The organism is Microbacterium xylanilyticum (genome assembly GCF_054654695.1).
Genome location: NZ_BAAIEN010000002.1, coordinates 910,683 through 925,123 on the forward strand (window position 1 = coordinate 910,683; position 14,441 = coordinate 925,123).

At 73.5% G+C, this 14,441-nt stretch carries 12 protein-coding genes; 5 read left to right on the plus strand and 7 right to left on the minus strand.

The genetic code is table 11. The features are described from left to right. Positions 1–7 precede the first annotated feature (7 nt). Genes ACYQ1L_RS04880 through nirB form a run of 3 tightly spaced genes read right to left on the minus strand, consistent with a single transcriptional unit; the run spans position 8 to position 4,550 of the window. Positions 8–1,147 carry a uroporphyrinogen-III synthase gene (locus tag ACYQ1L_RS04880; RefSeq protein ID WP_460003120.1) on the minus strand — a complete coding sequence of 380 codons (1,140 nt, stop codon included), beginning with the start codon at positions 1,145–1,147 and terminating at the stop codon, positions 8–10. After that, positions 1,147–1,929: a uroporphyrinogen-III C-methyltransferase gene (gene cobA, locus ACYQ1L_RS04885; protein WP_460003121.1), complete on the minus strand. Its 783-nt coding sequence runs from the start codon at positions 1,927–1,929 to the stop codon at positions 1,147–1,149. Before cobA ends, ACYQ1L_RS04880 begins: the two co-directional genes overlap by 1 nt. Continuing rightward, positions 1,926–4,550: a nitrite reductase large subunit NirB gene (gene nirB, locus ACYQ1L_RS04890; RefSeq protein WP_460003122.1), complete on the minus strand. Its 2,625-nt coding sequence runs from the start codon at positions 4,548–4,550 to the stop codon at positions 1,926–1,928. Before nirB ends, cobA begins: the two co-directional genes overlap by 4 nt. A gap of 183 nt (positions 4,551–4,733) precedes the next feature. Here nirB and nirD point away from each other — a divergent pair, with 183 nt between their 5' ends. Further along, a complete protein-coding gene (gene nirD, locus ACYQ1L_RS04895; protein WP_460003123.1) occupies positions 4,734–5,120 on the plus strand; it encodes a nitrite reductase small subunit NirD in 387 nt (128 codons plus the stop codon). 12 nt (positions 5,121–5,132) lie between these two features. Here the strand turns inward: nirD and ACYQ1L_RS04900 are convergent, their stop codons facing one another. Together ACYQ1L_RS04900 and ACYQ1L_RS04905 are read right to left on the minus strand one after the other, a co-directional pair. Beyond that, positions 5,133–6,089: an AraC-like ligand-binding domain-containing protein gene (locus ACYQ1L_RS04900; RefSeq protein ID WP_460003124.1), complete on the minus strand. Its 957-nt coding sequence runs from the start codon at positions 6,087–6,089 to the stop codon at positions 5,133–5,135. A 134-nt stretch (positions 6,090–6,223) separates the two neighbouring features. Then, positions 6,224–7,990: an FAD-binding protein gene (locus tag ACYQ1L_RS04905; protein ID WP_460003125.1), complete on the minus strand. Its 1,767-nt coding sequence runs from the start codon at positions 7,988–7,990 to the stop codon at positions 6,224–6,226. Positions 7,991–8,067: 77 nt separating this feature from the next. On the opposite strand from ACYQ1L_RS04905, the gene ACYQ1L_RS04910 reads away from it, so the two are divergent. Further along, positions 8,068–8,994 carry a LysR family transcriptional regulator gene (locus ACYQ1L_RS04910; protein ID WP_460003126.1) on the plus strand — a complete coding sequence of 309 codons (927 nt, stop codon included), beginning with the start codon at positions 8,068–8,070 and terminating at the stop codon, positions 8,992–8,994. A 13-nt stretch (positions 8,995–9,007) separates the two neighbouring features. Here ACYQ1L_RS04910 and ACYQ1L_RS04915 read toward each other — a convergent pair whose 3' ends face one another. Continuing rightward, positions 9,008–11,011 carry a primary-amine oxidase gene (locus ACYQ1L_RS04915; protein ID WP_460003127.1) on the minus strand — a complete coding sequence of 668 codons (2,004 nt, stop codon included), beginning with the start codon at positions 11,009–11,011 and terminating at the stop codon, positions 9,008–9,010. A 91-nt stretch (positions 11,012–11,102) separates the two neighbouring features. Beyond that, positions 11,103–11,687, minus strand: a complete 585-nt coding sequence (locus ACYQ1L_RS04920; RefSeq protein ID WP_460003128.1) for a TetR/AcrR family transcriptional regulator — start codon at positions 11,685–11,687, stop codon at positions 11,103–11,105. A 93-nt stretch (positions 11,688–11,780) separates the two neighbouring features. Between ACYQ1L_RS04920 and ACYQ1L_RS04925 the strand changes: the two genes are divergently transcribed. From ACYQ1L_RS04925 to murQ, 3 genes are all read left to right on the plus strand, one after another. Beyond that, the gene (locus ACYQ1L_RS04925) at positions 11,781–12,356 is read left to right on the plus strand and encodes a hypothetical protein (RefSeq protein ID WP_460003129.1); all 576 of its coding nucleotides are present in this window, start codon (positions 11,781–11,783) and stop codon (positions 12,354–12,356) included. 62 nt (positions 12,357–12,418) lie between these two features. After that, on the plus strand, positions 12,419–13,312 hold the full coding sequence (locus ACYQ1L_RS04930) for an N-acetylglucosamine kinase (protein WP_460003130.1): 894 nt from the start codon (positions 12,419–12,421) through the stop codon (positions 13,310–13,312). Continuing rightward, the gene (murQ, locus tag ACYQ1L_RS04935) at positions 13,302–14,267 is read left to right on the plus strand and encodes an N-acetylmuramic acid 6-phosphate etherase (protein WP_460003131.1); all 966 of its coding nucleotides are present in this window, start codon (positions 13,302–13,304) and stop codon (positions 14,265–14,267) included. The genes ACYQ1L_RS04930 and murQ overlap by 11 nt, the downstream gene beginning before the upstream one ends. Positions 14,268–14,441: the final 174 nt, after the last annotated feature.

Here is a 14,441-nt window from a genome sequence, read left to right on the forward strand (position 1 = left end):
CGGCGGTTCAGACGTCGAGCCGGTACCCGCGCTTGACGACGGTCGCCACGAGACCGGGCGCGGCGAGGCTCTGCCGCAGGCGGCTGAGCGAGACCTCCATGGTGTGCTCGTCGCCGTCCAGCGCGCTCGCGAGGGCGCGCCGCGACACGACCGCCCCGTTCGCGGTGACGAGCGCGCGGAACAGCGTCAGCGAGTTCGGCGTCAGCCGCACCGGCGCCCCGTCGACCACCGCGACGCTGCCGCGCAGCTGCACCTCGCCGTGCCGCGTGCGCACCCGCAGGGTGGCGCGCTCCTCCAGGTGCTCGCACACGAGCCGGATGAGCGCGCCCATGCGGAACCGCTCCGGCTGCAGCGCCGGGATCCCCGCCCGCTGCAGGGGTGCCGACGTCACCGGGCCCACGCTGCCCGCGACCACGCCCTCGCGCAGCGCCTCGACGACCTCGTCGTGGCGGCCGCGGGCGAGCGCCGCGAGGAACAGGCCCTCGACCGCGGGGGCGCTGGTGAACGTCACGCAGTCGAGCTGGCGTGCGGCGATCGCGTCGACCAGCCGGGTGACGCGCTCGTCGTCGTCCCCCGCGGTCGACCAGGCGTAGGGCGCCACGGTGACCACGCGCATCCCGGCGTCGCGCAGGCGGCGCAGCTGCGCCTCGTCGCGCTGGCCGTGCAGCTGCACCGCGACGGTCGCGCCGGCGGCGAACTCGGCGATGGTCAGGCTCACGAGCGATGCCGTGGTCTCCTCGTCGCTCATGCCCCGATCGTCGAGTCCGGCGGCGCGGACGGCGCCGCGCGCCTTCGGGCCGCGCACGAGGATCGCCGAGGCGGCGAGCGTGCGCTGCAGCGCCTCGCCGAGCCCCGCGGCATCCGCCACCTCGAACCAGCGCCGCATGCCGTAGCTGGTCGTGGCCAGCAGCACGTCCGGCTGCTCTGCGATGACGCGCTGCGTGTCGGCGATGACCGGCGCGTCGTCCTCCGCGTGCCGCATGTGCACGGTCGGCGCGTGCAGCACCGTGGCGCCGCGTCGTTCGAACGCGTCGATGAGGTCGGCCGAGCGGCGGTCGCTCGTGACACCGATCCGGAAGCCGGCCAGCTGGTCCGGGCCGAACCCCGTCACCGGCGCCGGCGGGCAGGGATCGACGGATTCGTGCATCACGGCGCTCCGCCGGTCGAGCCGACGTCGGCGAGCATGGCGGCCGCGGCGGCGTCGCCCTGCTGCGCGAGCCGGACGACCTCGCCGATCACGATCACGGCGGGGGAGGCGACGCCGGCGCGCTCGGCGACGGCGCGGATCTCCGCGAGATCCGCGATGGTGGTCCGCTGCGCCGCCGAGCAGCCGCGCTCGATGATGGCGACGCCGGTGCGGGCGCTCATCCCGCTGCGCAGCAGTCCCGCGGCGATCGACGGCAGGTTCGTCACGCCCATGAGCACCACGATGGTGCCGCCGAGCTGCGCGAGGTGCTCGAGCTCCGCGGCGGACAACGGCGCATGCCCCGACACCACGGTGAACATCCGGGAGATCCCGCGGTGCGTGACGGGCACGCCCGACGCGGCGGGAACCGCGATGGCGCTCGTCACGCCCGGGATCACCCGCACGGGAACCCCCGCGCGCCGGCACGCCTCGAGCTCCTCGCCGCCCCGACCGAACACGAACGGGTCGCCGCCCTTGAAGCGCACCACGCGGGCGCCGCCCAGCGCGCGCTCCACGAGGATCCGCTCGATCTCCTCCTGCGCGATCGGGTGGTGCCCGGGGCGCTTGCCCACATCGATGAGCTCCGCCCCGGGCGCGAGCTCGGCGAGCAGCTCGTAGGGCGCGAGCCGGTCGTAGAGCACGACGTCCGCCGCCGCCAGCGCGCGCACGGCGCCCACCGTCAGCAGCTCGGGATCCCCGGGGCCGCCGCCGACGAGCACGACGCTGCCGCGCCGCGCGGTCACGACCGCTCCTCCGTGCTGAACGCCGGCAGGCGCCGTCCCGTGGGAGCGGGCTCCGGCGTCCGCACCGGGATGCGGGTGCCCGCGATCGGCACCACCCCCGCCGCCCGCTCCTCGGGGGTCGCGGGGCGGAGCTGGCCGCGCTCCTCGACCCGCGCGATCGACGGATCCGCCTCGCCCGGAGCGTTCACGAACGAGCGGAACCGGCGCAGCCGCTCCGGGTCGCGCAACGTCGCGGCCCACTCGTCCTCGTAGGTGTCGACGTGCTTGGCCATCGCCGCCTCGAGCTCCTCGGCGAGGCCGAGCGAGTCGTGCACGACGACGTCGCGGACATGGTCGAGCCCGTCCTCGAGCTCCTCGATCCAGCGCGCCGTGCGCTGCAGGCGGTCGGCCGTGCGGATGTAGTACATCAGGTAGCGGTCGATGTAGCGCACCAGGGTCTCGTCGTCCAGGTCGGAGGCCAGCAGCTGGGCGTGCGCGGGCTGGAAGCCGCCGTTGCCGCCGATGTACAGGTTCCACCCCTTGTCGGTCGCGATCACGCCCACGTCCTTGCCGCGCGCCTCCGCGCACTCGCGGGCGCAGCCCGAGACGCCGAACTTCAGCTTGTGCGGGCTGCGCAGGCCGCGGTACCGCAGCTCCAGCGCCACCGCCATGCCGACGGAGTCCTGCACGCCGTAGCGGCACCAGGTCGATCCCACGCAGCTCTTCACGTTCCGCAGCGACTTGCCATAGGCCTGGCCCGACTCGAAGCCGGCGTCCACGAGCTCGCGCCAGATCTCCGGCAGCTGCTCCAGGCGGGCGCCGAACATGTCGATGCGCTGCCCGCCGGTGATCTTCGTGTAGAGCCCGAAGTCCTGCGCGACGCGGGCGATCACGGCGAGCTTGTCGGGCGTGATCTCGCCACCCGGGATCCGCGGGACCACCGAGTACGTGCCGTCCTTCTGCATGTTCGCGAGTGCGCGGTCGTTCGTGTCCTGCAGCGGACCGCGCCCGTCGTCGAGCAGGTACTGCCCGTGCTGGCTCGCCAGGATCGAGGCGACCACCGGCTTGCAGATGTCGCAGCCCAGCCCGCGGCCGAGGCGGGTGAGGGTGTCGTCCCAGCTGGTGAGGCCGAGCACCCGGATCGACTCGAAGAGCTCCTGCCGGGACAGGTCGAAGTGCTCGCAGAGCGCGCGCGACACCGTCGCACCGGCGGCGGTCAGCTCCGCCTCGAGCAGCTTCTTCACGAGCGGCACGCAGGAGCCGCACTGCGTGCCCGCCCGGGTGCACGCCTTCAGCTCGCCGAGGTCGTGGCAGCCGCCGCCCACGGCCTCGCGCACGGCGCCCGCGGTCACGTTGTTGCAGGAGCACACGAACGCGTCATCGGGCAGGGCGCCTCCCGCCGGCGGCTCGGCGCCGGCGGCGGAGAGGTAGGCCGCGGGTTCCGCGTCCAGCGCGCGGCCGAGCAGCGGACGCAGCCCGGCGTACGGCGCGGCATCGCCGACGAACACGCCGCCGAGCAGGGTCTTCGCGTCGTCGCTCACGACGAGCTTCTGGTACAGGCCGCGAGCCGGATCCGCGTACACGATCTCCAGGGCGCCGGGCTCCTTGGCCAGGGCGTCGCCGAAGCTCGCCACATCGACGCCGGAGAGCTTGAGCTTGGTCGCATCGTCGATCGTGGTGAAGGTCGCGTCGCCGCCGACCAGGCGATCGGCGACGGTCTCGGCCATCGCGTTCGCGGGCGCCACCAGGCCGACCGTGCGGCCGTCGATCGCGGCGACCTCGCCGATCGCCCACACCGAGGGATCCGAGCTGCGGCACGCGTCGTCCACGACCACTCCGCCGCGCTCGGCGGTGTCGATCCCGGCCTCGCGCGCCAGCTCGTCGCGCGCCCGGATGCCGATCGCGAACACCACGATGTCGGCGGGGACGGTGCGCCCGTCGGTGCAGCGCACCGCGGTCGGCCGGCCGTCCTCGTCGAGGAGGATCCGCTGCGGGCGGGTGCCGAGATGCAGGTCGATCCCGCGCGCGGCGATGAGGCGGCTGAGCGCCTGCCCGCCGCCCTCGTCCAGCTGGGCCGACATCAGCCAGCCGCCGGAGTGGATGATGACGGCCTCCGCGCCGAGCGCGGCGACGCCGCCGGCGGCCTCCAGCCCGAGCAGGCCGCCGCCGGCCACGGCGACGCGCGGGGCGCGTCCGAGCGTCGTGCGCAGCGCGGCGATCTCCGCGACGAGGGCGTCGACGTCGGCGATGGTGCGGTAGACGCGTGCGGCGGGGGCGCCGGGGATGTCCGGTACAGGCGCGGAGGAGCCGGTCGCCAGCACGAGGTCGTCGTAGCCGATGACCTCGCCGGCCGAGGTGGTGACGGTCTTCGCGGCGCGATCGATGGCGACCGCCGCCTCGCCGACCCGCAGCGCGACGGCGGGCTCCTCCCAGCACGAGGCGGGCTCGAGCGTGAGATCCACGGTGCCGTCCGCGAGGCGCTTGCTCAGCTGCACGCGGTCGTACGGCAGGTGGGGCTCCTCGGCGAGGACGGTGATGCGGTGCGCGACCCGCGGGTCGTCGGCGAAGCGGGAGAGCAGCGCCTCGACGAGACGGTGCGCGGCGGGACCGCCTCCGGCGATCAGCGTGTGTCGGGTCGTCATGCGTGCCCTCCTCCGTGTCGGTGGATCCCGAGCGTATGAGGGCGCCGTTTCCCTCCCGTTTCGCTTATGTAACCGGGGGATGACGCCGTTCGCACAGGGACGGTGCGAACGTGTGAGACGTCTTTCACACGGCCGTCATGCGCGGCGACGTTTCCCGAAACATCCGGCGCCTACTGTCGCGGCATGACGATCACGCAGACTCTTCCTCGCCCCGCCGCTCCGCGCACCGTGTGGGAGCGCGCCTGCCGCGTCGACGACCTCGAGCCCTCCTGGGGCGAGGCCGTGCTCATCCGGATGCGGCAGATCGCGCTCTTCCTGCTCTCCCCGAGAGAGGTGTACGCGGTCGAGCACACCGATCCCGCCGCCGACGGCGCCCCCGTCATGGCGCGCGGCATCGTCGGCTCGCGCGGCGACCGGCCGACCGTCGCCTCGCCGCTGCACAAGGAGGTCTACGACCTCGGCACCGGCGAGTGCCTCACGGATCCGTCGCTCATGCTGCGCACCTTCCGCACGCGCGTCGTCGGCGGGTTCATCGAGATCGAGGTCGTCGACATCGAGCTCGACGACTGAGGCGTCCGCTGCTCAGTGCGTCGCCCGGTACTCGCTGGGGGAGACGCCGTAGGCGGTCTTGAACGCGCGGCTGAAGTGCGCCGCGTCCACGAACCCCCAGCGGGCGGCGATCGCCGCGACCGGGCGCTCGGCGAGCACCGGATCGAGCAGATCGCGTCGGCACTGCTCGAGGCGGCGGGTGCGGATCCAGGTCGACACGGTCGTGCCCTGCTCCTGGAACAGGCCGTGCAGGTGACGCACCGAGATGAAGTGCGCCGCCGCGATCGACGCGGGGCCGAGATGCGTGGATGCGAGGTTGCGGTCGATGTGGCCGCGGATGCGCTGCACGAGCGCGCGATGCGGATCGGCGGCGGCCTCGTCGAGTCCGAGCTCGCGCGTGAACACCGTGGAGACGAGGTCGAGGGCGCTGTGCGCCAGGCGCGCACCGGTGGCGCCGGCCAGCTGATCGAGGTTCGTGGCCAGCTGGCGCAGGTACGGCACGACCATGCCGCCCAAGCCTTCCTGGCCCGAGATGCGCACGGCGGTGAGCTGCCCGACCATCTCCGGCGGCAGGCTGAGCAGGTGCTTCGGGAACATCACGACCATGGTGCGGAAGTCCTCGTCGAACACCAGGGAGTACGGGCGGTCGGTGTCGTACACCGCGAGATCGCCGGGGCTGAGCACGGCCTCGCGGTCGTCCTGGATGAGCAGGCCGGTGCCGGCGAGCATCAGGCTCACCTTGAAGTACGAACGGTCGCCGCGGGCGATGAGCTCGGGCGTGCGCTCCACCACGTGCCGTGACGCGCGCAGGTCGGTGACATGGACCTCGTCGACGGCGGCGCCGCGGATCATGCCGCGGAACGGATCGGATCCGTCGCGGCTCACCTGCAGCGGCACGAACGAGTCGGAGACGGCTGCACGGAACTCGCTGATGCTGCGCGCGACGAGCGTCGAGACGGAGTCTGCGGGAGCGACGGGAACTGCTGCCACGGCTGATCACCTCGGGAGGATGAAGGGGTGGATCGACGACTTTGTATACGATCCGTTGCGGCACTCTACCACCGCAGGCCCGGTGGCGGATGAGCAGTCCGCCGCCGGGCCCGTGCGCGGAGCCGCGCGCGCTCCTATTCGACGAGCTTGCCGGCGGTGTCGACGTCGCGGATGAGCGCGGCGATCTCGGCGGGGACCGGCGGGATCTCCTCGCGCACCACCCCGGTCGACGGCGACCAGACCAGGTTCACCTGCAGCGCCGGGTCCAGGTCGGGGTAGTCGCTGCGGTTGTGGCAGCCTCGCGTCTCCCGCCGCTCCAGGGCGGCCTCGAGCGTCGCCCGGGCGGCGAGCGCGGAGGAGCGCAGGTCGAAGGCGTGCGCGAGGTCCTGGAATCCGGCGATGTCGGGGTGGATCCCGATCCGCGTCATGCGCTCCTCGATCGCGTCGAGCTCGCGGAGCCCGGCGAGCAGGCCCTCCTCATCGCGGACCACGCCGGCGTGCGCGGTCATCGTGTCGCGGATCGCACGCTGCAGGGCGCGCACGTTCTCCGGCCCGTCGGCGGCGAGGAGGTCGTCGACCTCGGCCCTGGCGCGGTGCACAGCCTCTGCCGAGCGGCGCTGCGCGTCGAGGCCCTGGGCGTGCGCGACGGCCGCGCGTCCCGTGATCCGGCCGAACACGAGCAGTTCGATGAGCGAGTTGCCGCCGAGCCGGTTCGCGCCGTGCAGGCCCGATGAGGCCTCGCCGATCGCGTACAGCCCGTCCACGTCGGTGCGATGGTCCTCGGGGCGCACCCACACGCCGCCCATCGAGTAGTGCGCGGTCGGGGCGATCTCGATCGGATCCTTCGTGATGTCGAGCATCTGCAGCTCGAGCATCGTCTGGTAGACGCGCGGCAGCCGGATCATGATCGTCTCGCGGGGCAGATGCGAGACGTCGAGCCAGACGCCGCCGTTCGGCGTTCCGCGTCCCTCCGCGATCTCGGTGTACGCGGCCAGCGCGACGCGGTCGCGGGTGGACAGCTCCATCCGCTCGGGGTCGTAGCGCTGCATGAAGCGCTCGCCGAGCGCGTTGCGCAGGATGCCGCCCTCGCCGCGCGCCGCCTCGGAGACCAGCGTGCCCGCCTCGCTCTCCGGCTGGAGGATGCCCGAGGGGTGGAACTGCACGAGCTCCGGGTCGCGGATGCGTCCGCCCGCCTCGACCGCGAGCCGGAAGGAGTCGCCGGTGTTCTCGTCGCGCCGGGACGAGGTGCGCCGCCAGATCCGGTTGTGGCCGCCGGCGGCGAGGATCACGGCATCGGCGTGGATGAGGTAGCGGGTGCCGTCGAGCAGATCGAAGCCGTAGGCGCCGAAGACCCGGGGCGCGGCGGTGCCGTCCGCGGCGGCCGCCTCGTCCACGAGCAGGCGCGTGATGTAGACGGTGTCGAGGATCGGGATCTCCAGGCGCTCCGCCCGGTCCACGAGCGCGCGCTGGATCTCCAGCCCGGTGTAGTCGCCCGCGAACGCGGTGCGGCGGAAGGTGTGCGCGCCGAAGAAGCGCTGCGAGATGCGGCCGTCGTCCTCACGGGCGAAGGACATGCCGTAGCGCTCGAGGTCGCGGATCCCCTCCTCGGCGCCGCGCGTCACGATCTCGACGGTGCGCGGGTCGGCGAGGAAGTAGCTCTCCTTGATGGTGTCGGCCGCGTGCTGCTGCCAGGAGTCCTCGGGATCCATGGTGCCGAGCGCGGCGTTGATGCCGCCCGCGGCGAGAGAGGTGTGCGCGTCGTGGCGCGGCCGCTTGCCGACGGCCAGCACGTCGACGCCCTGCTCGGCGACCTCGATGGCCGCGCGCAGGCCGGATCCGCCGGTGCCGATCACGAGCACCGACGTGGCGACGAGGCGCTCGGGGGAGAGGTTCTGTGTCATGCCTTCCACGCTAGGAATCCGCTCATGATTCCTCCAATGCATAATCCCGCTTGAAAGAATGCGCCTAGGCTATGGCCATGAACCTCGAGCAGCTCCGCGGTTTCGTCGAGATCGCCCGCCTCGGCAACTTCACGCGCGCCGCGGAGGAGCTGCATCTCGCGCAGCCCTCGCTGAGCCGGCAGATCTCGACGCTGGAGCGCGAGTTCGGATCCGAGCTCTTCCATCGCGCTCGCGGGCACATCTCGCTGACAGCGGCGGGGGAGGTGCTGCTGCCGTACGCGCGCCGCATGCTCGCCGACGCCGCCTCGGTGCGCCGGGAGATGGCTGAGATCGCCGGGCTGCGCCGGGGCAGGGTGCGCCTGGGTGCGCCGCCCTCGCTGTGCGCCAGCATCGTGCCGGACGTCGTGAGCTCCTTCCACCAGGCGCACCCGGGCATCGAGCTGGAGATCACGGAGCGCGGGTCGCGTCGTCTCGTCGCCGCGCTCGCCGAAGGCGGGCTCGACCTCGCCCTGCTCGCCTCGTCGGATGCGGCGGCGGCCTCGCCGGTGAGCCTCAGTCGCACCGCGCTGCTGGAGGAGGATCTCGTGCTGGCGTCGTCCGCCGCGCGGCCGCCGGTCAGCCACGGTCACCAGATCGCGCTCGCGGCCGTCGCCGATCTGCCGCTCATCGCGTTCCCGCGCAGCTACGAACTGCGGGTCGCGACCGACGCCGCGTTCGCCGCGGCGGGCCTCGTGCCGGAGGTGGTCGTGGAGGGCCCGGAGATGGACACCGTGCTGCGCTTCGTGGAGCGCGGCGTGGGGGTCGCTCTGGTGCCCGCCATGGTCGCGCTCGGGCGCCCCGGCCTGCGCACGGTGCCGCTCGCGTCGAAGCTCACCCGCACGCTGAGCCTCACCCACCGCGCCGACATGGCGCCGACGCGGGCGGCGGCAGCCCTGCGCGACACGATCATCGCCGCGGCCGACGCGCTCGCCGCCTCGGAGGACTTCGTCGCCCGGGCCGGCTGAGGCGCCCTGCGGATCAGTGCCCGCAGGTGCAGGCGTCTCCGCCGCCGCAGCAGGATCCGGCCGAGGCGCCGGCCACGGCGTGCGCCTGCGACGACTCGGGGACGTCCATGCCGGGGTTCTGGTCGAGGAAGCCGTAAGGGCGGAACGCGAAGCCCGCGGTGTCCACGGGCATGATGGGCCAGTCCTCGGGGCGCGGGAAGTGCGTGAGCCCGAACGTGTGCCAGAGCACGAGGTCGGCGCCGTCCGGGCCGTCCAGCGGGGCATCACCCGCCGTGTACGCGGGCAGTCCGGCGCCGCCCTGGTGGGCGTTCGGGTAGCGCCCCGCGGGCCAGTGCTCGCCCTCGCGGTGCACGGTCGCCCAGAGGTGCTTCGTGGCGAAGGCGGCGCGGGCGGCGACCGAGGAGGCAGGGTCGGCCATGAGCAGCGCCGTCGGCTGCGGCACGAGCTGGTAGGCGGTGGGGCGGCCGACGGCGTTCGTGCGCGAGGCGCTCTGCACCTCCCACACCCGGGCGACCGAGGTGTCGGCCTCGCGCTGCGCCGCGGCCTCCGAGGCGAGCGGGGTCTCGGTCCAGCTGAAGGCGTTGCCGAACGGGTTCTCCGGACCCATCGGCACGCGCTGCGCGTCGACCTCGACCAGGCGGTTGTCGGATCCGTCGACCGCGACATCGAGCCTCGCGCAGAACAGGTGCTGATGCACCGGTGCGAACACTCCTGGGGCCAGCTCGGTCGCGTGTCGCTGCGGGATGCCGGGCTCGCCGGCGCCGACGAACACGATGCCGGTGGCCTTCGCGATCACCTCGATGGTGCCGTCCAGGCCGAAGTTCCAGTAGAAGCCGTAGTCGTAGTTGCCGATCGTGGAGAAGTAGGAGACGACGAAGCGGCGGGCGCGGCGCACGTCGCTGCGGCCTTCGAGGTTCGTGTGCTTCCAGAGGATCCCCGTGTCCTCCTCGTGCATGCAGATGACGTTGGGGATCCGCACCGGGTGGCCCCGGTCGTCGGCGACGTAGCCGTCGAGGTAGCGGATCACGCCGAGGCAGTCGCAGCCGAGCTCGAGGTGGTTGGCGTTCTTGCCGAGCAGGTACTCGCCGGCGTCGAAGTAGCTGATCCAGAAGCGTCCCGGCGCCGTGTCGCCGTAAGGCACCACCATCTCGGGCACGCTCGCGCGGTTCAGGACGGGACGGCCGTCGAAGCGCACGTCGTGCAGCACGAGGCCCTCGCGGGCGTTGAAGCTCACCCGCATCGACCAGTTCTCCCACTTCACGAGGGATCCGGAGACGGAGAAGCTCGGCCCCTCGGGCTGGACGATCTCGATCGGCTTGAGGCTCGCGCGCGCCCCGCCCTGCACCTCGGGGTAGTAGTTGCCGTGGCCCGCCGGCACTGGCACGTCGCTGATGTCCTCGACTCGGATCACGCTGCCGGAGGTGAGGTCGATGTGCACGATGAGGCCCTCGACGGGATGCGCCCACGGCGAGTCGAGCTCGTCGTAGCGCAGGAAGGTGAGCGAGCGGATGACCCGGCGGCCGACCTCGTCGGCGCGGCCGGTGAAGCCCGGGGCGAGCGGCGAGCAGAACGCGAGGTCGATGTGCTCGGCGAGCCCGCGGCGCTGCATCGCGGCGCGCCACTCGGGGGAGGCCTTCGCGATGGCCTCGGCGCGCTCGTACTCCTCGAACAGGTACTGCGGCTGCCCGTACGGCGGGGCGTCGTTCGGCACCCGCTCGGCACGGAGCACCTCGCCGCGCGTGATCGAGACGATCACCTCGGTGGCGACGCCGGTCGCGGTGTCGAGCAGGGTGGCGTCGACGCGGCGGTCGATCGGCGCGCCCGGTCGCCACGACGCGAGCTCCTGCCGGGTCGGCTCGTCGGGCAGCAGCATCGGCACCCGCACGGTGTCGCCGAGCAGCCCGGCCGTCTCGAGGACCGCGCGCGCGGCGGCGATCTCGGATCCGGTGAGCGGATCCAGCGGATGCGGCGCCGGGATTGTCTCGAGCATGAGCGGCTGCGGGGCGTGGTGGGACATCGTCGACCTCTGCGGTTTAGTTGAGCGAACGCTCAAGAAACGGGTTGCGACGATGGTACGCCCGGAAGCGGACGCTCGCAATGGCCCGGCTTCAGGTGCGCCAGGGATCCAGGATCGCGGCGAGCACCCGCAGGTGGGCGGCGGCGTCGGCGGGTTCGGCGACCTCGACGATCTGCTGTCCGTAGGTGATCGCGCGCAGGAGCGCGAGCAGGTCCTCCAGTGGGGTGTGCGGGCGGAGCTCGCCGTCCTCGACCGCCTGCGCGAGCGCCTCGGCGGTCTCGGTGCGCCAGAGCGGGAGGGTCGCCGACGAGGCGTCCGACGCCGGCGCGAGCGAAGCGAGTCGCCCCCAGAAGCCGACGACGATGTGCGCCTCCGTGCGGGTGACGGCATCGATCGGAAGGACCTCGCGCATGATCGCGTCGAGGCGCGCGAGCCCGCGCAGCCCGTCGGTGGCGGTGCGGATGCGCTCCTCGGTGCGCCGGGTGACCTCGGCGGCGGCGGCGCGGATCACGTCGTCGAAGCCGTCGAAGTAGTGCCACAGCGACCCCACGGCGACGCCGAGCTCCCGCGCCACGGCGCGCGAGTTCACGCCCTCGTGGCCATCGCGCGCGGCGACGGCGAGCAGCGCTGCGGCGATGTCGCGCCGGCGCGCATCGTGGTCGACGACTCGGGGCATGGGTCCATCCTCGCGCAGTCCGCGCCCGATCGTGCGGATCCGATCCCTCCCTGGGGTATTGATTTTGAGCGGTCGATCAATAAAGTTGCGAGCATGCTCCATGCGGCGGTGATGCTGCTGATGGCCGGATCCGCCATCACGGCCGCCGCCTGCTGCCTCATCGCCGGGCGGGTCGCGCCGAGCGTCGTGCCGTGGCAGTCGCGGCAGAGCGCCGTCGTCATGGCGCTCGGCATGGTGGCGCTGTGCGTCGCGGCCGGGGACGCGGGACTGCTGCTGCTCGTCACGGCAAGCGGGATCGGCTCGGCCATGCTCGGCGTCGTCGGGATCCGCGGCCGCGTCCACGCGGGCGCATGCTTCCACCGCGCGCTCGGCTGCATCGTGATGGCGGTGTGCGCACTCGCTCTGCTCGACGCCCGCGGCCCCTGGGTCGGCTCGGCCGTGACCGTGACGAGCCACGCAGCGCACGGCGTCCTCGTGCCCATGACCGTCGTCGCCGTGGTCGCCGCCGCGGCACTGCTCGGCCTCATGGTCGTCGCCCGGGTGCGGCACGGGGGAGTGGCCGTGGCGATGGGTCGACGGCGCGCGCACGGCCGGATCCTGCTCGAGACGGAGGGCGCGGCGATGGCGCTCTCGCTCGTTGTCATGGCCGCCATGCTGCTGGTGCGGTGACCGCGCCGACGGGGACGGCCCGGCTGCTTCTCCAGATCGTTCGGATCCCGTACATTTTGTGCATGACCTCTTCCGGCACCGCCGCGATCGACCTCGGCAAGTCGCTGTGCCGGGCCCGCCTGACGGTCGACGGCGCATCCGTCCGCCGCGAGGGCGGGGGAGCGCCGGGCCTCGCCGCACGCGACGGCGTCGCCCTCGCCCTGGACGCGATCCTGCCGCTGCTGGCCGACGTGGGTCCGGAGCGGATCGGCGTCGGCGCGGCCGGCGCCCTGTACGCCGAGGCCGAGGCGGACGCCCTCGCCCGCGCGCTCGCGGCCGACCGCGGTGCACCGGTCGCCGTCACGTCCGACGTGGTGACCGCGCACGCCGGCGCGCTCGGCGGCGAGGCGGGCGTGCTGCTCATCGCCGGGACCGGCGCGGTCGCCCTCGGCATCACGGCCGACGCGCACCGCAGCGTCGACGGCTGGGGTCCCGACCTCGGCGACCTCGGCAGCGGCTCCTGGCTCGGCCGCGAGGGCGTGCGGGCGGTGCTCCGCGCCCGCGACGGGCTCGGCCCCGCGACCATGCTGTCCGACGACCTGGCCGCGCTCATCGGGGACGGCACCTCGCCCATCGCCTGGGTGGGCGCAGCGACGGCACCCGCCCGGCTCCTTGCCACGTTCGCCCCCGCAGTGCTCTCCGCAGCCGACCACGGCGATGCGGCTGCTCTCGCCATCCGGGACGACGCCGCGCGGCTCCTCGCCGAGACCGCGCTCGCCGCGTCCGGAGGATCCGCCGTCGTCGCCCTGCACGGCGGCCTGACCTCGCACGAGGGCTTCCACGGCGCGCTGTCGTCCGCGCTGGCGGCACGGGGGCTCGAGGCGGTCCCCGCCCGCGGCGACGCGCTCGACGGCGCCGCCATGATCGCCGAGCGGCGCGCCCCTCTCCACGAAAGGTTCGTGCACCGTGCCGGATGAGAACACGCCCGCGGAGGATGCCGCGGCCGAGGACGCGCGCCTGGCCGCGCTGATCGGCGAGCTGTCCGGGCTCGCCACCGAGCAGGCGGACACCGCGCGCGGTGACCTCGATCTCCTGCCCACCATGGAGCTCGTGCGCGCGATGAACGCCGAGGACCGGCGCGTGCCGGAAGCGGTCGGCGCGCAGGCCGAGCGGATCGGCCAGGCGGTCGACGGCATCACCGAGCGCTTCCGCCGCGGCGGCCGGCTCATCTACATCGGAGCGGGCACGGCGGGCCGGGTCGGCGTGCTCGACGCCTCCGAGTGCCCGCCCACGTTCGGCACCGACCCGGGCATGGTCGTCGGCGTCATCGCCGGCGGGGACGCTGCGATCCGCGACGCCGTGGAGAACGCCGAGGACGACGATCGCGCGGCGGCGGAGTCCCTGCGCGCCCTCGGCCTGACCGCGGACGACACGGTCGTCGGGATCTCCGCCTCGGGACGCACGCCGTACGTGCTCGGCGGGCTCGCCTACGCGCGGGAGGCCGGAGCGCTCACCGTCGCGATCGCCGCGAATGCCCACTCCGCGATCGGCGCGGCGGCCGACGTGCCGATCGAGGTCGTCGTGGGGCCCGAGTTCGTGACCGGATCCACCCGCCTCAAGGCGGGCACGGCGCAGAAGCTCGTGGTGAACATGCTCTCGACGCTGTCGATGGTCCGCCTCGGCAAGACCTACCGCGGTGTCATGGTGGATCTGCAGGCCACGAACGAGAAGCTGCGCGCTCGTTCCGTGCGCACCCTCATCCAGCTCACCGGCGCCGCGCAGGACGACGCCGTGCGGGCACTCGCCGAGGCCGGCGGATCCGTCAAGCTCGCGCTGCTGATGCTCTTCACCGGTGCCTCCGCCGACATCGCGGCCCCCGCGCTGGAGGCTGCGGGAGGCGTGCTCCGGGACGCGATCGCCGCGCTCGGCTGACGTCCGCGCCGGTGCCTGCGCCGGATCCGCCGGCCGGATCACCGACGATCTTGCATGCGGCCGGCGGTGAATGTCGGCGCTCGCCTTGAGCGGAGCGTCAAGAACGGCGTTTCTTGCGCCCCGCAACGGCCGGGTGGCGGCGACCACGCCGTCTAGCCTGGAGGAGGGCGGATC